Annotated in this window: 18 protein-coding genes; 2 read left to right on the top strand and 16 right to left on the bottom strand. The window is 69.8% G+C overall.

Annotated elements, in window-relative coordinates; genetic code table 11:
* Positions 1 to 93 precede the first annotated feature (93 nt).
* Together AS97_RS30635 and AS97_RS30630 are read left to right on the top strand one after the other, a co-directional pair.
* A complete protein-coding gene (locus AS97_RS30635) occupies positions 94 to 1,308 on the top strand; it encodes a histidine kinase (protein ID WP_059147805.1) in 1,215 nt (404 codons plus the stop codon).
* 23 nt (positions 1,309 to 1,331) lie between these two features.
* Complete coding sequence (locus AS97_RS30630) at positions 1,332 to 2,021, top strand: response regulator transcription factor (protein WP_059147667.1); 690 nt, start codon at positions 1,332 to 1,334, stop codon at positions 2,019 to 2,021.
* A gap of 56 nt (positions 2,022 to 2,077) precedes the next feature.
* Here AS97_RS30630 and AS97_RS30625 read toward each other — a convergent pair whose 3' ends face one another.
* The 16 genes from AS97_RS30625 to prfA form a co-directional block, all read right to left on the bottom strand.
* A complete protein-coding gene (locus AS97_RS30625) occupies positions 2,078 to 2,527 on the bottom strand; it encodes a DUF2550 domain-containing protein (RefSeq protein WP_059147806.1) in 450 nt (149 codons plus the stop codon).
* Between the two features lie 118 nt (positions 2,528 to 2,645).
* The gene (locus AS97_RS30620) at positions 2,646 to 3,023 is read right to left on the bottom strand and encodes a F0F1 ATP synthase subunit epsilon (protein ID WP_059147668.1); all 378 of its coding nucleotides are present in this window, start codon (positions 3,021 to 3,023) and stop codon (positions 2,646 to 2,648) included.
* Positions 3,024 to 3,134: 111 nt separating this feature from the next.
* Entirely contained in the window at positions 3,135 to 4,580 is a 1,446-nt protein-coding gene (gene atpD / locus AS97_RS30615) for a F0F1 ATP synthase subunit beta (RefSeq protein ID WP_059147669.1), read from the bottom strand.
* Positions 4,581 to 4,584: 4 nt separating this feature from the next.
* Positions 4,585 to 5,523, bottom strand: coding sequence for a F0F1 ATP synthase subunit gamma (locus AS97_RS30610; RefSeq protein ID WP_210566012.1), 939 nt, complete (start codon positions 5,521 to 5,523; stop codon positions 4,585 to 4,587).
* Between the two features lie 2 nt (positions 5,524 to 5,525).
* Complete coding sequence (atpA, locus tag AS97_RS30605; RefSeq protein ID WP_059147671.1) at positions 5,526 to 7,097, bottom strand: F0F1 ATP synthase subunit alpha; 1,572 nt, start codon at positions 7,095 to 7,097, stop codon at positions 5,526 to 5,528.
* An 89-nt stretch (positions 7,098 to 7,186) separates the two neighbouring features.
* Positions 7,187 to 8,002 (bottom strand): F0F1 ATP synthase subunit delta, encoded by an 816-nt coding sequence (locus AS97_RS30600; protein WP_059147672.1) that lies wholly within the window; start codon positions 8,000 to 8,002, stop codon positions 7,187 to 7,189.
* Complete coding sequence (locus AS97_RS30595; protein WP_059147673.1) at positions 7,999 to 8,571, bottom strand: F0F1 ATP synthase subunit B; 573 nt, start codon at positions 8,569 to 8,571, stop codon at positions 7,999 to 8,001. Before AS97_RS30595 ends, AS97_RS30600 begins: the two co-directional genes overlap by 4 nt.
* Positions 8,572 to 8,609: 38 nt before the next feature.
* Positions 8,610 to 8,852: an ATP synthase F0 subunit C gene (atpE, locus tag AS97_RS30590; RefSeq protein ID WP_037951036.1), complete on the bottom strand. Its 243-nt coding sequence runs from the start codon at positions 8,850 to 8,852 to the stop codon at positions 8,610 to 8,612.
* Positions 8,853 to 8,929: 77 nt separating this feature from the next.
* The gene (gene atpB, locus AS97_RS30585; protein ID WP_059147674.1) at positions 8,930 to 9,739 is read right to left on the bottom strand and encodes a F0F1 ATP synthase subunit A; all 810 of its coding nucleotides are present in this window, start codon (positions 9,737 to 9,739) and stop codon (positions 8,930 to 8,932) included.
* A 264-nt stretch (positions 9,740 to 10,003) separates the two neighbouring features.
* Positions 10,004 to 10,459: a hypothetical protein gene (locus tag AS97_RS30580; protein ID WP_059147675.1), complete on the bottom strand. Its 456-nt coding sequence runs from the start codon at positions 10,457 to 10,459 to the stop codon at positions 10,004 to 10,006.
* 291 nt (positions 10,460 to 10,750) lie between these two features.
* A complete protein-coding gene (locus AS97_RS30575; RefSeq protein ID WP_349017609.1) occupies positions 10,751 to 12,124 on the bottom strand; it encodes an MraY family glycosyltransferase in 1,374 nt (457 codons plus the stop codon).
* 75 nt (positions 12,125 to 12,199) lie between these two features.
* Positions 12,200 to 13,489 (bottom strand): serine hydroxymethyltransferase, encoded by a 1,290-nt coding sequence (glyA, locus tag AS97_RS30570; RefSeq protein WP_210566011.1) that lies wholly within the window; start codon positions 13,487 to 13,489, stop codon positions 12,200 to 12,202.
* Between the two features lie 135 nt (positions 13,490 to 13,624).
* Positions 13,625 to 14,284, bottom strand: coding sequence for a protein-tyrosine-phosphatase (locus AS97_RS30565; RefSeq protein WP_059147678.1), 660 nt, complete (start codon positions 14,282 to 14,284; stop codon positions 13,625 to 13,627).
* Complete coding sequence (locus AS97_RS30560) at positions 14,281 to 14,928, bottom strand: L-threonylcarbamoyladenylate synthase (RefSeq protein WP_014054918.1); 648 nt, start codon at positions 14,926 to 14,928, stop codon at positions 14,281 to 14,283. The genes AS97_RS30565 and AS97_RS30560 overlap by 4 nt, the downstream gene beginning before the upstream one ends.
* A 49-nt stretch (positions 14,929 to 14,977) precedes the next feature.
* Positions 14,978 to 15,823 carry a peptide chain release factor N(5)-glutamine methyltransferase gene (prmC, locus tag AS97_RS30555; protein WP_059147679.1) on the bottom strand — a complete coding sequence of 282 codons (846 nt, stop codon included), beginning with the start codon at positions 15,821 to 15,823 and terminating at the stop codon, positions 14,978 to 14,980.
* Between the two features lie 54 nt (positions 15,824 to 15,877).
* A complete protein-coding gene (prfA, locus tag AS97_RS30550) occupies positions 15,878 to 16,957 on the bottom strand; it encodes a peptide chain release factor 1 (RefSeq protein ID WP_059147680.1) in 1,080 nt (359 codons plus the stop codon).
* Positions 16,958 to 17,013 lie beyond the last annotated feature (56 nt).

Below are 17,013 nucleotides of genomic sequence, written 5' to 3'. Positions count from 1 at the left end.
ACCCGGCTGCATCCTTCGATGTACGCCACCGGGCGGCGGCCCCGGACCCAAGGGGGAGGTCCACCCGGCGCGCCACGTGGTGTGATGGGTGCCATGCCGTCCCGTCCCCACCTCCCGCGCCCCCACCGGCATGACGTCCTGATCGGCCTCTGCGGACTGCTCGGCGGGGCCCTGATGTGGGCGGTGGGGGTGCACAACAACCAATCGTTCTTCCACACGCCCCGATGGCTGGGGCTGATCGCGCTGGCCGTGATCTCGGCGGCCGTGCTGCTGCGGCGCTCCAGGCCCCTCATCGGTCTGGGTGTGGGGACCGCCGCGCTCGGCGTCGACATCCTCAGTGGCGGGCTGGCCGTGACCTTCCTGATCTACACCGACCTGGTGTACGCGGCCGTCATGTACTCCGGCCCCCTTGCCGCCCGGCGCATCCCCCAGATCTGCGGGCTGCTCACGGGGCTGGCGACCGTGGTGCCGCTGGCCATCTTCGGCGACCCGGTGGCGCTGCTGGTCGGCCCGTTCGTCGCGCTGCTCACCCTCACCCCGGCGTGGACCGGGACGGTGGTCCGCAACCATCGCGAGGAGGCCGCGGCGGCCCGTCTGGAGGCGGAACGCGTCGCCCTGCTGGCCGAGTTGGACCGGCGGGAGGCGGTCGCCTCCGAGCGCTCCCGGATGGCGCGCGAACTCCACGACATGGTGGCGAACCACCTGTCGGCCATCGCCATCCACTCCAGCGCCGCGCTCTCCCTGAAGGACCCCGCCGCGACCGACGAGGCGCTCGGCGTCATCAGGGAGAACAGCGTGCGGGGCCTGGCCGAGATGCGTCGGCTGATCGGGCTGCTGCGGGACCCGGGGGACACGGCGGAACCGGTCGCCATCTCCACGCTCGACGCGCTCGACACCCTGCTGGACCAGGCCCGCGCCAACGCCCGCCCCGGCGGGCAGGACATCGTCCTGTGCGACGAGCGGCCGGCCGGCGCCGACCCGCTGCCCGCCCCGGTCGAGCTCGCCGCGTACCGCATCGTCCAGGAGTCGCTCACCAACGCCCTCAAGCACGCCGCACCCGGCCGGGTGGACGTGACGCTGGCGCATCGCGCGGACGGCCCGCTCGAAGTCAGCGTCATCAGCCCCTACGGCGACCGCTCGGGCCCCCGGGCACCCGGCTCCGGCACCGGGCTGATCGGGATGCGCGAGCGGGTGAACCTGCTCGGCGGCACCCTCGACGCCGGACCTGTCACCGGGCCCCGGGGCATGGTGTGGCAGGTGCGGGCCGCGCTGCCCCGGGGTGACGAGAGCGCTCAGAGTGTGCCATGACCCTTCGACGACCAGGAGCCACCGTGACCCCGCCCGCCCCGCCCTCCGGCACCGCGTCCGAGCCGATCCGGGTTCTGGTCGCCGAGGACCAGAGCGCGGTGCGTTCCGGGCTGGTGCTGATCCTGCGGTCCGCCCCCGATGTCGAGGTGGTCGGCGAGGCGGTCGACGGCCTCCAGGCGGTGGAGATGGCCCGGGCGCTGCGCCCCGATGTGGTGCTGATGGACGTCCAGATGCCACGGCTGGACGGAGTGTCGGCGACCCGTCAGGTGGTCGCCGAACAGCTCGCCGATGTGCTGGTGCTCACCACGTTCGACCTCGACGAGTATGTCTTCGGGGCGCTGCGCGCGGGCGCCTCCGGGTTCCTGCTCAAGGACAGCGAGGCGGCCGATCTGATCGAGGCGGTCCGTACGGTGGGGCGCGGCGAGGGGATGATCGCCACGGCGGTGACCCGCCGCCTGATCGCGGAGTTCGCCCGGCCCCAGGCCGCCCCCTCCCCCACCACGCCCAGTCCCGCGGCGCTCGCCTCGCTCACCCCGCGGGAGCGGGAGGTGCTGGCCTGTCTCGGTCAGGGCCTGTCGAACGCGCAGGTCGCGGCGCGGCTCAGCATGGCGGAGGCGACGGTGAAGACGCATGTCAGCCGGCTGCTGAACAAGCTGGAGCTGCGCAGCCGGGTCCAGGCCGCGGTGCTGGCCCAGGAACTGGGCGTGCGCTAGCGCGCGGGATGACCTGGGTGCCGTGGGTGCCGAGGGTGCCGAGGGTGATGAGGTGGCTAGGCGACGTTGACGCGCTGGCCGGGGGGCGCGGCCTCCAGCCAGGCCAGGAAGCCGGTCAGGGCGTCCTCGCTCATGGCCAGCTCCAGCCGGGTGCCGCCGTGCCGGCAGGCGAGCACCACCGCGTCGGAGAGCAGCGCCAGCTCCTCCTCGCCCTTGGGGGTGCGCCGCTCCAGCACCTCGATCGAGGCGCGCTCCAGCACCCGCCGGGGCCTCGGTGCGTAGGAGAAGACCCGGAACCACTCGACGCGGTCACCGTTGTAGCGGGCGACACCGTACACCCAGCCCTTGCCGCTGGTCTCGGATTCGCTTGCGGGTGGGTCCCAGCGCAGGGAACAGTCGAAGGTTCCGCCGGACCGCTGGATCAGCCGCCGCCGGAGACCGAAGACGAAGAGTCCCACCACCACCAGCGCGACGACCACGCCGCCTACAAGCAGAGCGAGGACCATCTTCACCGACCTCCTCGCGTCATCCGGAAAAACCGCACCTGCATCGCCTCAGCCGCGGACCGCTGAAAGGGCTCCAGCGAGGTCCGCGGCTGAGGTTTTCCGACCGTACGTGACAGGCTCAGTGCGCTCCCGCCACCGCACGCAGCCGGACGTCGGCGCGCCGCTCGGCGGCGGCGTCCGCCTCCGACTTGGCACGCTCCAGCGCCCGCTCCGCGCGCTTGACATCGATCTCGTCGGACAGCTCCGCGACCTCGGCCAGCAGTGAGAGCTTGTCGTCCGCGAACGAGATGAACCCACCGTGCACCGCGGCCACGACCGTCCCGCCGTCGACCGAACGGATGGTCACCGGGCCGGACTCCAGCACACCGAGCAGCGGCTGGTGGCCGGGCATGACGCCGATGTCACCCGATGTGGTGCGCGCGATGACCAAGGTGGCCGCACCGGACCACACACTACGGTCCGCCGCGACCATCTCGACCTGCAGCTCAGCAGCCAACGTGGCTCCTCGGGTCTCTCCCCGCCGGGTCGGGCAGGGCTTTCGTCAAAGAATAACGGGCGTACGGAGAGGGGTGGGACCGGGCCCACCCCTCTCGCGGAGCTACCGGGCTCAGGAGACGCCCAGCTCCTTGGCCTTGGCCTTGAGGTCGTCCAGGCCACCGCACATGAAGAACGCCTGCTCGGGGAAGTGGTCGAACTCACCATCGGCGATCGCGTTGAACGCGGCGATGGACTCGTCCAGCGGCACATCCGATCCGTCGAGGCCGGTGAACTGCTTCGCCGCGTGGGTGTTCTGCGACAGGAAGCGCTCGATCCGGCGGGCGCGGAAGACGGTGAGCTTGTCCTCCTCGCCGAGCTCGTCGATGCCCAGGATGTTGATGATGTCCTGGAGGTCCTTGTACTTCTGCAGGATCGACTTCACGCGCGAGGCGCAGTCGTAGTGCTCCTGCGAGATGTAGCGCGGGTCCAGGATCCGGGACGTCGAGTCCAGCGGGTCCACCGCCGGGTAGATGCCCTTCTCCGAGATCGGCCGGGAGAGCACCGTGGTCGCGTCGAGGTGCGCGAAGGTGGTCGCCGGGGCCGGGTCGGTCAGGTCGTCCGCGGGGACGTAGATCGCCTGCATCGAGGTGATCGAGTGACCACGGGTCGAGGTGATGCGCTCCTGCAGGATGCCCATCTCGTCGGCCAGGTTCGGCTGGTAGCCCACCGCGGAGGGCATCCGGCCGAGCAGGGTCGAGACCTCGGAACCGGCCTGGGTGAAGCGGAAGATGTTGTCGATGAAGAACAGCACGTCCTGCTTCTGCACATCGCGGAAGTACTCCGCCATGGTCAGACCGGCCAGGGCGACGCGCAGACGGGTGCCCGGGGGCTCATCCATCTGGCCGAAGACCAGCGCGGTCTGCGGGAGCACGCCGGACTCGGCCATCTCCTCGATCAGGTCGTTGCCCTCACGGGTGCGCTCGCCGACACCGGCGAACACGGAAACGCCCTCGTGCAGCTTGGCCACACGCATGATCATTTCCTGGATGAGCACGGTCTTGCCGACGCCCGCGCCGCCGAACAGACCGATCTTGCCGCCCTTGACGTACGGGGTCAGCAGGTCGACGACCTTCAGGCCGGTCTCGAACATCTCGGTCTTGGACTCGAGCTGGTCGAAGGCCGGGGCCTTGCGGTGGATGGACCAGCGCTCGGTGACCTCGGACTCGGCCTCGGGCTCGTTGAGGATCTTGCCGAGGGTGTTGAACACCCGGCCCTTGGTGACATCGCCGACCGGCACCGTGATGCCGTCGCCGGTGTCGGTCACCGCGGCCTGGCGGACCAGGCCGTCGGTGGGCTCCATGGAGATGGCGCGGACCAGGCCCTCGCCGAGGTGCTGGGCGACCTCGAGGGTCAGGGTCTTCTTCGCCCCCTCCTGGGAGGGGTCGGCGACCTCGACCTGCAGCGCGTTGTAGATCTCCGGCATCGCGTCGACGGGGAACTCCACGTCGACGACCGGGCCGATGACCCGCGCGACGCGGCCGGAGGCCACAGCGGTTGGCTCAACAGTGGTGGTCATAGTGTCAGTCACTCCCCGCAGAGGCGTCGGCCAGGGCACTCGCGCCACCGACGATCTCGCTGATTTCCTGGGTGATGTCGGCCTGGCGGGCCGCGTTGGCAAGCCGCGTGAGCGTCTTGATCAGCTCTTCGGCGTTATCGGTCGCCGACTTCATCGCCCGCCGGGTGGCCGCGTGCTTGGAGGCGGCGGCCTGCAGCAGGGCGTTGTAGATACGGGACTCGACGTACCGCGGCAGCAGGGCGTCGAGGACGTCCTCCGCCGACGGCTCGAAGTCGAACAGCGGTAGGATCTCGCCCTTCGCCTTCTGCTCGTCCGCCGACCCCGCGGCGTCAGCCGCTGATGTCGCCGTGAGGCTGAGCGGCAGCAGCCGGTCGGTGACCGGCGTCTGCGTCAGCATCGAGACGAACTCCGTAAACACGATGTGCAGCTCGTCCACGCCGCCGTCGGCCGTGTCCTTGAGGACAGCGTCGATCAGCGGGCCCGCGATCTTCTTGGCGTCCGAGTAGGTCGGGTTGTCGGTGAAGCCGGTCCACGACTCCGTGACCTTGCGCTCACGGAAGCCGTAGTAGGCCACGCCCTTACGGCCGACGATGTAGGCGTCGACCTCCTTGCCCTCGCCGGTGAGCCGCTCGGTGAGCTGCTCGGCCGCCTTGATGACGTTGGACGAGTAGCCGCCGGCCAGACCACGGTCGCTCGTGATGAGCAGCAGCGCGGCCCGCGTCGGGTTCGTCGCCTCGGTGGTGAGCGGGTGCTGGGTGGTGGAACCGGTGGCAACCGCACCCACCGCCCGGGTCAGCTCACTGGCGTACGGACTCGACGCGGCCACCCGGCGCTGCGCCTTGACGACGCGCGAGGCGGCGATCATCTCCATCGCCTTGGTGATCTTCTTGGTCGCAGAGATGGACTTGATCCGCCTCTTGTAGACCCGGAGCTGGGCACCCATGCTCAGCCCTCGCCCAGCAGCTTGCCGTCCGAGGTCTCGAACTGCCGCTTGAAGCCGTCGACCGCCTCGCCGAGCGCCGCGATGGTGTCATCGGACATCTTGCCGCCCTCGACGATGCTGGTCAGCAGCGACTTGTGCTCACGGTGCAGGTAGTCCAGCAGCTCACGCTCGAAGCGGCGGATGTCCTCGACCGGGACGTCGTCCATCTTGCCCGTGGTGCCGGCCCAGATGGAGACGATCTCGTCCTCGGTGGAGAACGGGGCGTACTGCGACTGCTTCAGCAGCTCGACCATGCGCGCACCGCGCTCCAGCGACGCCTTGGAGGCCGCGTCCAGGTCGGAGCCGAAGGCGGCGAACGCCTCGAGCTCGCGGTACTGGGCCAGGTCCACGCGGAGCCGGCCGGAGACCTGCCGCATGGCCCGGTGCTGGGCGGAGCCACCGACGCGGGAGACCGAGATACCGACGTTCAGCGCCGGGCGCTGACCGGCGTTGAACAGGTCCGACTCGAGGAAGCACTGACCGTCGGTGATGGAGATGACGTTGGTCGGAATGAACGCCGACACGTCGTTCGCCTTGGTCTCGACGATCGGCAGACCGGTCATCGAACCGGCACCCATCTCGTCGGAGAGCTTGGCGCAGCGCTCCAGCAGCCGGGAGTGCAGGTAGAAGACGTCGCCCGGGTAGGCCTCACGGCCCGGCGGGCGGCGCAGCAGCAGGGACACGGCGCGGTAGGCGTCGGCCTGCTTGGACAGGTCGTCGAAGACGATCAGGACGTGCTTGCCCTGGTACATCCAGTGCTGGCCGATGGCCGAGCCCGTGTAGGGGGCGAGGTACTTGAAGCCCGCCGGGTCGGACGCCGGGGCGGCGACGATGGTGGTGTACTCCAGGGCACCGGCCTCCTCCAGCGCACCGCGCACGGAGGCGATGGTGGAGCCCTTCTGGCCGATGGCGACGTAGATGCAGCGGACCTGCTTCTTGGGGTCGCCGGAGCGCCAGTTGTCGCGCTGGTTGATGATCGTGTCGACGCACAGCGCGGTCTTGCCGGTCTGCCGGTCGCCGATGATCAGCTGGCGCTGGCCGCGGCCGATCGGGGTCATGGCGTCGACGGCCTTGTAGCCCGTCTCCATCGGCTCGTGCACCGACTTACGGTCCATGACCGTGGGGGCCTGCAGCTCAAGGGCACGGCGGCCCTCGGTCTCGATCTCGCCGAGGCCGTCGATCGGGGCACCCAGCGGGTCGACCACGCGGCCGAGGTAGCCCTCGCCGACGGCGACCGAGAGAACCTCGCCGGTGCGGTGCACCTGCTGGCCCTCCTCGATGCCGCTGAACTCACCGAGGACGACCGCACCGATCTCGCGCTCCTCGAGGTTGAGGGCAAGGCCGAGGGTGCCGTCCTCGAACTTCAGCAGTTCGTTCGCCATGGCCGAGGGAAGACCCTCGACCTTCGCGATGCCGTCGCCGGCAACGCTGACCGTCCCGACCTCCTCGCGCGAGGCCGCGTCCGGCTTGTACGCCTGGACAAAGTTCTCCAGCGCGTCCCGGATCTCCTCCGGCCGGATCGTGAGCTCCGCCATCTGGGTTCCCTGCTCTCCTTGTTGGGCCCGAAGTGTCTGACCACGGCCCAACTCGGGCCGCTTGCATGCTTGTTGAGTTGGTGGCTGTGTCAGCCGGCCATCCGACGGGTCGCCTCGTCGAGGCGGTCCGTGATGGTCCCGTTGATGATCTCGTCGCCGACGCGTACCGAGATCCCGCCGAGGACCTCCGGGTCCACGTCGAGGTTGAGGTGCATCTTCCGTCCGTACAGCTTCCCCAGTGCCTCGCCGAGCCGCTGCTTCTGCCGGTCGCTGAGCGGCACCGCGGAGGTGACGACCGCGACCGTACGGTCCCGGCGCTCCGCCGCCAGCTTGGACAGCTCGTCGAGACCCGACTCCAGGCTACGACCCCGCGGGTGGGTCACCAGACGGACCACCAGCCGCTCGGTCACCTGGTCGGCCCGGCCGCCGAGCAGCTCGCGGACCAGCCCGGCCTTGGCCGAGACGCTCGCGCGCCGGTCGGTGAGCGCGCCCCGGAGCTCGGACGAGGAGGAGACGATCCGGCCGAACCGGAACAGCTCGTCCTCGACGTTGTCGAGGGCACCCGTCCGCTCGGCCGCCACCAGTTCGGCGGCGCTGGCCAGCTGCTCCACCGCGTCCACCAGGTCACGCGAGCGCGACCAGCGGGAACGGACCAGGCCGGAGACCAGGTCGATGGACTCGCCGCCGACCTGCCCGCCCAGCACCCGCGCGGCCAGCTCGGCCTTGGCCTCGCCGGGCTGCGCCGGGTCGGTGAGGACCCGGCGCAGCGAGACCTCGCGGTCGAGCAGCGCGGTGACGGCGGCCAGCTCCTCGGCGAGCTTCGACGCGTCGACGGAGGTGTTGTCCGTCAGGGCGTCGAAGCGCTCGCGCGCGGCTGCCAGCGCCTCCCGGCTCGCTCCGTTCATCGGCCGGCCTCGGCCTTCGAGCCGTCGTTCGTCTTGGCGGCCTTGTCATCGAGTTCGTCGAGGAACCGGTCGATGGTGCGGCTCTGCCGGGCCACATCCTCGAGCGACTCGCCGACGATCCGGCCGGCCAGGTCGGTGGCGAGCCTGCCCACGTCCTGGCGCAGGGTCTGAGCGGCCTGCTTCCGATCGGCCTCGATCTGCGAGTGACCGGCAGCGATGATCTCCTCACGCTGCCGCTGGCCCTCCGCGCGCATCTCGGCGATGAGCGCGGCGCCCTGCTCCTGCGCCTCCTGGCGCAGTCGCGCGGCCTCGTGACGGGCGTCGGCGAGCTGGGCTCGGTAGTCCTCGAGGACCTGCTGGGCTTCGGCCTGAGTGGCCTCGGCCTTCTCCATGCCGCCTTCGATCGCCTCGCGGCGCTCGTCCAGAACCCGGTTGATGTTCGGGAGGAGCTTCTTGGCGAGGAAGAAGAAGACGATGGCAAAGGCGATCAGGCCGATGACCAGCTCCGGGATCGGCGGGATGAGGGGGTTCTCACTCTCCTCAGCCGCCACCTGTACCAGGGCGTTCACATCAGTGCCTTCCGTCTGTCGTGGTTAAAGCGGTCCGTTCAGGACTTGAAAAGGAAGCCCATGACGATACCGATCAGCGCGAGCGCCTCACAGAAGGCGAAGCCCATGATCTGGTTGGCGCGGATCAGGCCGGCCGCCTCGGGCTGACGGGCCAGGGCCTGGGTGCCGTTACCGAAGATGATGCCGACGCCGACGCCGGGGCCGATGGCGGCGAGACCGTAGCCGATCGAACCGAGGTTGCCGGTGATGCCGTCGGCGGCGAGGGTCTGGAGAGCGGACATGCCGGTTCTTCCTTTGCGTTTCATGGGCCGGTGGGGGTTGGCCACCGGACGTCTGATGGTCTGGGAGCCAGGTCCGCTCAGTGGTGCTCGGCGAGCGCGCCCTGGACGTAGTTGCAGGCCAAGAGCACGAAGACGTACGCCTGGACGGCCTGGATGAAGAGCTCGAAGGCGGTCAGCAGAATCGTCATCACGAAGGACGCGCCCGCGTAGACGATGCCGATGCCGTTCAGCAGGTACCAGGTGCCGATGGTGAACATCAGCAGCAGCAGATGGCCCGCGAACATGTTGGCGAAGAGCCGGACCGCGTGGGTGAAGGGCCGGATGATGACGTTCGAGAAGAACTCGATCACGACGATCATCGGCAGGATCGCGCCGAGCTCCTTGTCGTAGCCGGTGATGTTCTTCCAGCCGCCGACGAAGCCGTGCTTCTTGAAGGTCAGGTACATCCAGAGGATGTAGACGATCGCGGCCAGACCGGCCGGGAAGGCGATGATCGACGTCACCGGGAACTGGGCGACCGGAATGATCGACCAGAGGTTCATGATCCAGACGAAGAAGAAGATCGAGACCATGAGAGGGACGTACTTCTCGCCCTCCTTCTTGCCGAGGGCCTCATAGACCAGGCCGCGGCGCACGAAGTCGTAGCCCGCCTCGCCGATCATCTGAAGCTTGCCCGGCACGACCTTGGCCCGTGCGAAAGCGGCCCAGAAGAACCAGACGATGGCGACCGTACCCAGCAGGGCCAGCAGCATCGGCTTGTTGAAGTCAAAGCCGCCGACGGAGAAGAGCGGCTCGAACTTGAAGGAATGGAGTCCGGGTGCCGGGAAGCCGCACCCGTCAAAGATGTGGCAGTTCGTCTCGAAGGCGAGCGTCTGGTCAGAACTCACCGCGAGCTCCTTCAGCGTGGCGCATGGGTACGGCAACCTCGTTGTGTCGGCGCGGCACGCGGCCACGGAACGGCACTGGACTGGTCTTGCGGATATGGGGGCGGCTGATCGGCGCGTGGCCGAGTGGTATGTCGGGCATCAGCTGCATGGGCCGCCGATTCCGTCCCGTGGAATCCGGGGGTTCAGCTACCTGCGCCCGCTGTGCCTCAGATGGCACCGGACGATAGCAGGTGAGCGCACATGCTCTTATCCCGGCCCTACTTCTCACGACGTGGACCCGGCGGGAGCGGACTTCTTCGCCCCCTCGGGCTTACGTTCGTCCTCGGCTTCGGGCTCCACATAGAGGATCTTCGCCTTCATATGCGCACGGGCCTGTGCGGCGACCCACACCAGGGTCGCCGTGAGCAGCGCGAGGGCGAAAGCCTTGACGTTGAACATCGTGGTGTCCTGGAAGACCGCGAGCACGACCGCCACCAGCAGGAACTCGGTCATGAAAAGCACCATGCCCATGGCCTGGAACAGATGCGGGAGATGCTTCGCGGTGCGCTCCAGCACGATCAGCCCCGAAGCCATCACCACCATGGCGACGAATGTGCCGAAGCCCGCGCCGATCGCTCCCTTGCCGCCTGCGAACGCGGCACCGACAGCGACGGCGACCACGCCGGCGACGGCGGTGGGCACGGCGCAACTCAGGAGCGTTCTGGCGTCGTTGGACTGCATGAAGGGTTTCTCCGGCAAGTGTCGGAAGCAACGATTCGTCGTGGACGAGCGTATCCCCGGGAACAGAGGAGACCTCACGACGAAAAGCCGTCGCCCTACGGCCCCTCGGGTCTAGCACCGGGTTTAGTGAACGGTATCACAAACTATTTGATGAGGTCTTTACCCTTTGGATGTGCTGCGCGTCACACGGGAGAGTTATCGGCTGGGTACTGTGCTGACGCCGTCCTGTGATCTTCGACGCTCTCCCCGGACCGTTCCCGCCGGCATTTTCTGGGGGAATTACCAGGGCGGTTACTGGGGCGAGCCGATCCTGCGGCGATGGGTGAAGCGGGACCGGTCGCCGATCGCGGTGGCGCCGTTCACCCCGCCGCTCGCGCCGCCGTTCATCCCGGAGCCCACCGGCTCGGGCGCGGCCATCTCCGAATCCGACGGTGCGGCCCCGGCCGCCACCGGCTCCGCGGGCACCTCGGCGCCCTGCTCGGCCCGCGCGATCCGGTTGGCGCGGCGGTAGCGCGGCGGAACGAATCCCTCGGCCCAGCGCGGAACCCGCGGGGTGAACCGCGGCAGCAGCAACAGCACCAGCCCGACCCCGCTCAGCGCCACGATCGCGAGGACGAACCACACACCGGCCGAGTTCACCGAGTACGCCACGGCGCCGAAGGCGATCAGCGCCGACCAGAAGTACATGATCAAAACGGCCCGGCTGTGCGAGTGGCCGATCTCCAGCAGCCGGTGGTGCAGATGGCCGCGGTCCGCGGCGAACGGCGACTGGCCCCGCCAGGTGCGCCGGACGATGGCCAGCACCAGGTCGGCGAAGGGCACCGCGATGACGGTCAGCGGCAGCAGCAGCGGGATGTAGACCGGGACGGTGGCGTGCACCGCGGCCTGCTCGGACCCCTCGAACAGCTTCATCGCGTCGGGGTCGACCTGGCCGGTGATGGAAATGGCACCCGCCGCCAGCACCAGCCCGATCAGCATCGAGCCCGAGTCGCCCATGAAGATCCGCGCGGGGTGCGCGTTGTGCGGCAGGAAGCCCAGGCACATCCCCATGAGGACGGCGGCGAACAGGGTGGCGGGCGCGGCCGCCTCCAGGCCGTAGCCGTACCAGATGCGGTAGGCGTACATGAAGAACGCGGCGGCCGCGATGCAGACCATCCCCGACGCCAACCCATCAAGCCCGTCAACGAAGTTGACCGCGTTGATGGTGATGACGACCAGAGCGACGGTCAGCAGCGTGCCCTGCCAGGGCGTCAGCGAGACCGGCCCCACACCGGGCACCGGAAGCCACAGGATGGTCAGACCCTGGAGCACCATCACACCGGCGGCGATCATCTGGCCGCCGAGCTTGATCAGCGCGTCCACGCCCCACTTGTCGTCCAGCACGCCCAGCAGCCAGATCAGCCCGGCACCGGACAGCAGCGCCCGTGGCTCGTTGGAGACCTCGAAGACGTCCTTGAGGTTGGTCAGATGGGCGGCGACCAGCAGCCCCGCGCACAGCCCGCCGAACATGGCGATGCCACCGAGCCGCGGAGTGGGCTCGCGATGCACATCACGGGCGCGGATCTCCGGCATCGCACCGGCCGCGATGGCGAATTTCCGCACCGGCCCGGTCAGCAGATAGGTGACCGCGGCCGTGATGCACAGAGTCAGCAGGTATTCACGCACAGGCTGCCCCAGAGGTATCGCTGGCCATCACAGCCTCACACCTTATGCGTGTCGGACGCCTCGCGGTGAACGTACTTACAGACGTCCTACACCTTCGGATGGTTGCATGATTCGGCCCTCGTCCGGATAGGGCGGAAATCTCCCGGCCAGTTCCGCCACCTTTTCCCGTACCACGCCTTCGTCCCGCAGCACGGTTCCCATCAGGGCCGCTATCCGCTCCATTTCCGGCGCTCCCATTCCCTGGGTGGTCACCGCGGCGGTGCCCAGCCGGATCCCCTTGACGCACCCCCGCGGCTCCGTGGCGGACGCCAGCGCGCAGGTGTCCAGGACGATCCCGGCGGCAGCGCAGCGGGCCTTCGCGGCCCGTCCGTCCAGGCCCAGCGGGGCCGCGTCGGCGGTGATCATATGGGTGTCGGTGCCGCCCGTGGCCACCGCCAGGCCCTCCGCGGCCAGGGCGTCCGCGAGCACCCGGGCATTGGCCACCACCCGCCGCGCATAGGCGGTGAAGGCGGGCGCCGCGGCCTCGCCGAACGCCACCGCCTTGGCCGCGACGGTATGCATCTGGGCGCCGCCCTGGGTGAACGGGAACACCGCCCGGTCGACCCGCTCGGCGAACTCCGCACCGCACAGCAGCATTCCGCCGCGCGGCCCGCGCAGCACCTTGTGTGTCGTTGCGCACACCACATCCGCGTACGGCACCGGGGACGGCGCCGCCTTCCCCGCGACCAGACCGATCGGATGGGCGGCGTCGGCGATGAGATACGCGCCCACCTCGTCGGCGACGGCACGGAAGGCGGCGTAGTCCAGATGACGCGGATAGGAGATGGAACCGCAGACGATCGCCTTCGGCCGGTGGGCGTGGGCGAGCGCGCGGAGCTGCTCGTAGTCGATCAGGCCGGTCTCCGGATCGACGCCGTAGCCGATGAAGTCGAACCAGCGGCCGGAGAAATTGGCGGGTGAGCCATGGGTGAGATGGCCGCCGTGCGCCAGCGCCATCGCCAGCACCGTGTCCCCGGGCCGCAGCAGCGCGGCGTAGGCGGCCAGCACCGCCGAGGACCCCGAATGCGGCTGCACATTGGCGTGCTCGGCGCCGAACAGGGCCTTCGCCCGGTCCTGGGCGACCCGCTCGGCGATGTCCACGATCTCGCAGCCGCCGTGGTGGCGGGCGCCGGGATAGCCCTCGGCGTACTTGTTGGCCAGCGGCGAAGCGAGCGCCGCCAGCACGGCCGGCGAGGTGAAGTTCTCGGCCGCGATCAGCTGGAGGCCGGCGGAGACGCGGTCGATCTCGCTCAGGATGATCCCCGCCAGCTCCGGGTCCTGGCGGGCGAGTGCTCCGAAATCGGGGCCCCGGGGGGTGACGGCCATGGCGTGCTCACAGCCTTGGGAGGGGACGGCGGGTCGTCGAAGGTGGTCACCCCCAATGTAGGCCCCGCGGGCCCTCGTGGCGCGCCGTGAGCCCCGGGAAACCCCCGCCCGCGCGCCATCGGCCCCGCCAGGGGGCTACGCGGGGGCGGGGACCCCCGTCAGGGCCGTGACGACCGGGTCCAGGGCCTGGTTGATCTCGTCCCCGATCGAGCGGAAGAAGGTGATCGGCGCCCCGTACGGATCGTGCACCTCGTCCGCGTCCTCGGTGGGCGCCAGCAGCCAGCCGCGCAGTGCGGCCGCCGCCTGCACCAGGGCGCGGGCGCGCTCCACCACACCGCCCGCCTCCTCCGGATCGGGCAGCGTCGCGGGGTCTATGGCCCGCACCAGCCGGGTGAACTCCTTGAGCGTGAAGGTGCGCAAGCCCGCCGAATGCCCCATCGAGATGACCTGCGCCCGGTGGTCGCGGGTGGCGGTCAGGACCAGGTCGGCGCGGATGACGTGCTCGTCCAGCAGCTCACGGCCGAGGAAGCCCGCCGGATCGGCGCCGAAGTCGGTCAGGACCGTCGCGGCGTGCGCCTCCATGGGCGCGCCCTCATGGCCCCAGGTGCCGGCGCTCTCCACGATCAGACCGCGGGTGCGGACGGTGCCGAGGCGGTGCGTGAGGGCATGCCGGGTCAGCCGCTCGGTGATCGGTGAGCGGCACACATTGCCGGTGCTGACGTGGAGGATGCGGAAGGTGGCCTCGGGCTTCTTCTCACGGTGTTCCGCTATGCCACGCCCCTCAGGGGCTGTCAATTCGCCACCTCGAGGTCGGGTACGACCTCGCGGAGCTGCTCGGCGGTGAGCGCGCCCGCCCGGAGCAGCACCGGCACCTTGCCGGTGACGTCGACGATCGAGGAGGGCACGGCGGCCGGGGTCGGCCCGCCGTCGAGGTACACCGAGACGGAGTCCCCCAGCATGTCCTGGGCGGCGTCGCAGTCCTGCGGAGAGGGGTGTCCGGTCAGATTGGCGCTGGAGACCGCCATCGGGCCGAAGTCCGTCAGCAGCTCGATCGCGACCGGGTGCAGCGGCATCCGCACCGCGACGGTGCCCCGGGTCTCCCCCAGGTCCCAGGTGAGCGAGGGCTGGTGCCGGGCGACGAGGGTGAGCGCACCGGGCCAGAAGGCGTCGACCAGCTCCCAGGCCATCTCGGAGAAGTCGGTGACCAGGCCGTGCAGGGTGTTCGGGGAGCCGACCAGCACCGGGGTGGGCATATTGCGGCCGCGGCCCTTGGCCTCGAGCAGATCGCCGACCGCCTCGGCGTTGAAGGCGTCCGCGCCGATCCCGTAGACGGTGTCGGTGGGCAGCACGACCAGTTCGCCGCGGCGGACGGCGGAGGCGGCCTCGCGCAGGCCGGTCTTGCGGTCGGTCGCGTCCCCGCAGTCGTATCGCCGTGCCATCTTTAACGGACCTCCTCGTACGTGGCCAATGTGTGGTGCGGTGCCGCCGTCACGGCATGGCCTTCCGCGCGGTGGCGAACCGGGGCCGGTTGTTCAGGTCGGGGTGGTCGGCGGCGTCCGCCCAGCCACGCTCCTCCGTGAAGATCCACGGCACCTGGCCGCCCTGGGTGTCTGCGTGCTCGATGACCACCACGCCCCCGGGGCGCAGCAGCCGGTGGGCGGTGCGCTCCAGGCCACGGATGACATCGAGGCCGTCCTCACCGGAGAAGAGCGCGAGCTGGGGGTCGTGATCGCGGGCCTCCGGCGCCACGTACTCCCACTCGGTCAGCGGGATGTACGGCGGGTTGCTGATGACGAGGTCCACCTGTCCGTCGAGCTCGGGCAGGGCCGTCAACGCGTCCGCGTGATGGAGAACGACGCGGGACCCCTCGACGTTCTTGCGGGCCCAGCGCAGGGCGCCCTCGTCCAGCTCCACGGCGTGCACCCGGGAGCGCGGCACCTCCTGGGCGAGCGCGAGCGCGATGGCCCCGGAACCGGCGCACAGATCGACGATGAGCGGTTCGACGACGTCCATCGCCCGGACCGCGTCTATCGCCCAGCCGACCACCGACTCGGTCTCCGGCCGGGGCACGAAGACCCCGGGGCCCACCTGGAGTTCCAGGTAGCGGAAGAAGGCGCGGCCGGTGATGTGCTGAAGGGGCTCGCGGGCCTCGCGACGGGCGACCGCCTCCCAGTAGCGGGCGTCGAAGTCGGCGTCGGGCACGCCGTGCAGCTCACCCCGCTTGACGCTGTGCACAAAGGCGGCGAGCTCCTCCGCGTCGAAGCGCGGTGAGGGCACGCCCGCGTCGGCCAGCCGCTGAGTGGCCTGCGCCACCTCGGCGAGCAGCACGTTCACTGAATTCCTCCAGCCGGTCCGGACAAGAGCACGAAGCCTACGACGGTGGGTGGCTCAGCCCGCGGCCGCCAGCTTGGCGGCCGCGTCGGCGTCGACGCACGCCTGGATGACCGGTTCGAGTTCACCGTCGAGCACCTGGTCCAAGTTGTACGCCTTGAAACCGACTCGATGGTCCGAGATCCGGTTTTCCGGGAAGTTGTACGTACGGATGCGCTCGGACCGGTCGACGGTGCGGACCTGGCTGCGGCGCGCGTCCGACGCCTCCCGCTCGGCCTCCTCCTGGGCCGCGGCCAGCAGCCGCGAGCGCAGGATGCGCAGCGCCTGCTCCTTGTTCTGGAGCTGGCTCTTCTCGTTCTGGCAGGAGACGACGATGCCGGTGGGCAGGTGGGTGATGCGCACCGCGGAGTCGGTGGTGTTGACCGACTGGCCGCCGGGTCCCGAGGAGCGGTAGACGTCGATCCGCAGGTCATTGGGGCCGATCTCGACCTCGACCTCCTCGGCCTCGGGCGTGACCAGCACACCGGCCGCGGAGGTGTGGATCCGGCCCTGGGACTCGGTGGCGGGCACCCGCTGCACCCGGTGCACCCCGCCCTCGTACTTCAGCCGGGCCCAGACGCCCTGGCCGGGCTCGGTGGCGCCGTTCCCGCCCTTGGTCTTCACCGCGACCTGGACGTCCTTGTAGCCGCCGAGGTCGGACTCGTTGGCGTCGAGGATCTCGGTCTTCCAGCCGACGCGCTCGGCGTACCGCAGATACATCCGCAGCAGGTCACCGGCGAACAGCGCGGACTCCTCGCCGCCCTCTCCGGCCTTGACCTCCAGGATGACGTCCTTGTCGTCGCTCGGATCGCGGGGGACGAGCAGCAGCCGCAGCCGGTCCGTCAGCTCCTCGCGGGACAGCTCCAGCTCCTTGACCTCGTCCACGAAGTCGGGGTCGTCCTGGGCCAGCTCCCGGGCGGTCTCGATGTCCTCCCCGACCTGCTTCCAGGCGCGGTAGGCGGCGATCACCGGGGTCAGCTCGGCGTAGCGCTTGTTGAGCCGACGCGCCTCCCGCTGGTCTGCGTGGACCGCGGGGTCGGCGAGCCGCTTTTCGAGGTCGGCGTGTTCGCCGATCAGTTCCTCGACCGCCTCGAACATCGGGGGGCTCCCTGGGTGGTCTGCGTGGGGGTGTTGCGGAGAAGAAGTGCCGGAAG

The organism is Streptomyces sp. AgN23 (assembly GCF_001598115.1).
Classification (GTDB): domain Bacteria; phylum Actinomycetota; class Actinomycetes; order Streptomycetales; family Streptomycetaceae; genus Streptomyces; species Streptomyces antimycoticus.
The sequence above is the reverse complement of the archived record's forward strand: the minus strand, read 5'-3'. Positions and strand labels throughout refer to the sequence as shown.

What these genes read in the sequence shown, in the direction of transcription:
- AS97_RS30635 (WP_059147805.1), top strand. Translation starts at nt 94, where the DNA reads ATGCCGTCCCGTCCCCACCTCCCGCGCCCCCACCGGCATGACGTCCTG.
- AS97_RS30625 (WP_059147806.1), bottom strand. Translation starts at nt 2,527, where the DNA reads ATGGTCCTCGCTCTGCTTGTAGGCGGCGTGGTCGTCGCGCTGGTGGTG.
- atpD (WP_059147669.1), bottom strand. Translation starts at nt 4,580, where the DNA reads ATGACCACCACTGTTGAGCCAACCGCTGTGGCCTCCGGCCGCGTCGCG.
- AS97_RS30610 (WP_210566012.1), bottom strand. Translation starts at nt 5,523, where the DNA reads ATGGGTGCCCAGCTCCGGGTCTACAAGAGGCGGATCAAGTCCATCTCT.
- atpA (WP_059147671.1), bottom strand. Translation starts at nt 7,097, where the DNA reads ATGGCGGAGCTCACGATCCGGCCGGAGGAGATCCGGGACGCGCTGGAG.
- AS97_RS30600 (WP_059147672.1), bottom strand. Translation starts at nt 8,002, where the DNA reads ATGAACGGAGCGAGCCGGGAGGCGCTGGCAGCCGCGCGCGAGCGCTTC.
- atpE (WP_037951036.1), bottom strand. Translation starts at nt 8,852, where the DNA reads ATGTCCGCTCTCCAGACCCTCGCCGCCGACGGCATCACCGGCAACCTC.
- AS97_RS30580 (WP_059147675.1), bottom strand. Translation starts at nt 10,459, where the DNA reads ATGCAGTCCAACGACGCCAGAACGCTCCTGAGTTGCGCCGTGCCCACC.
- glyA (WP_210566011.1), bottom strand. Translation starts at nt 13,489, where the DNA reads ATGGCCGTCACCCCCCGGGGCCCCGATTTCGGAGCACTCGCCCGCCAG.
- AS97_RS30560 (WP_014054918.1), bottom strand. Translation starts at nt 14,928, where the DNA reads ATGGCACGGCGATACGACTGCGGGGACGCGACCGACCGCAAGACCGGC.
- prfA (WP_059147680.1), bottom strand. Translation starts at nt 16,957, where the DNA reads ATGTTCGAGGCGGTCGAGGAACTGATCGGCGAACACGCCGACCTCGAA.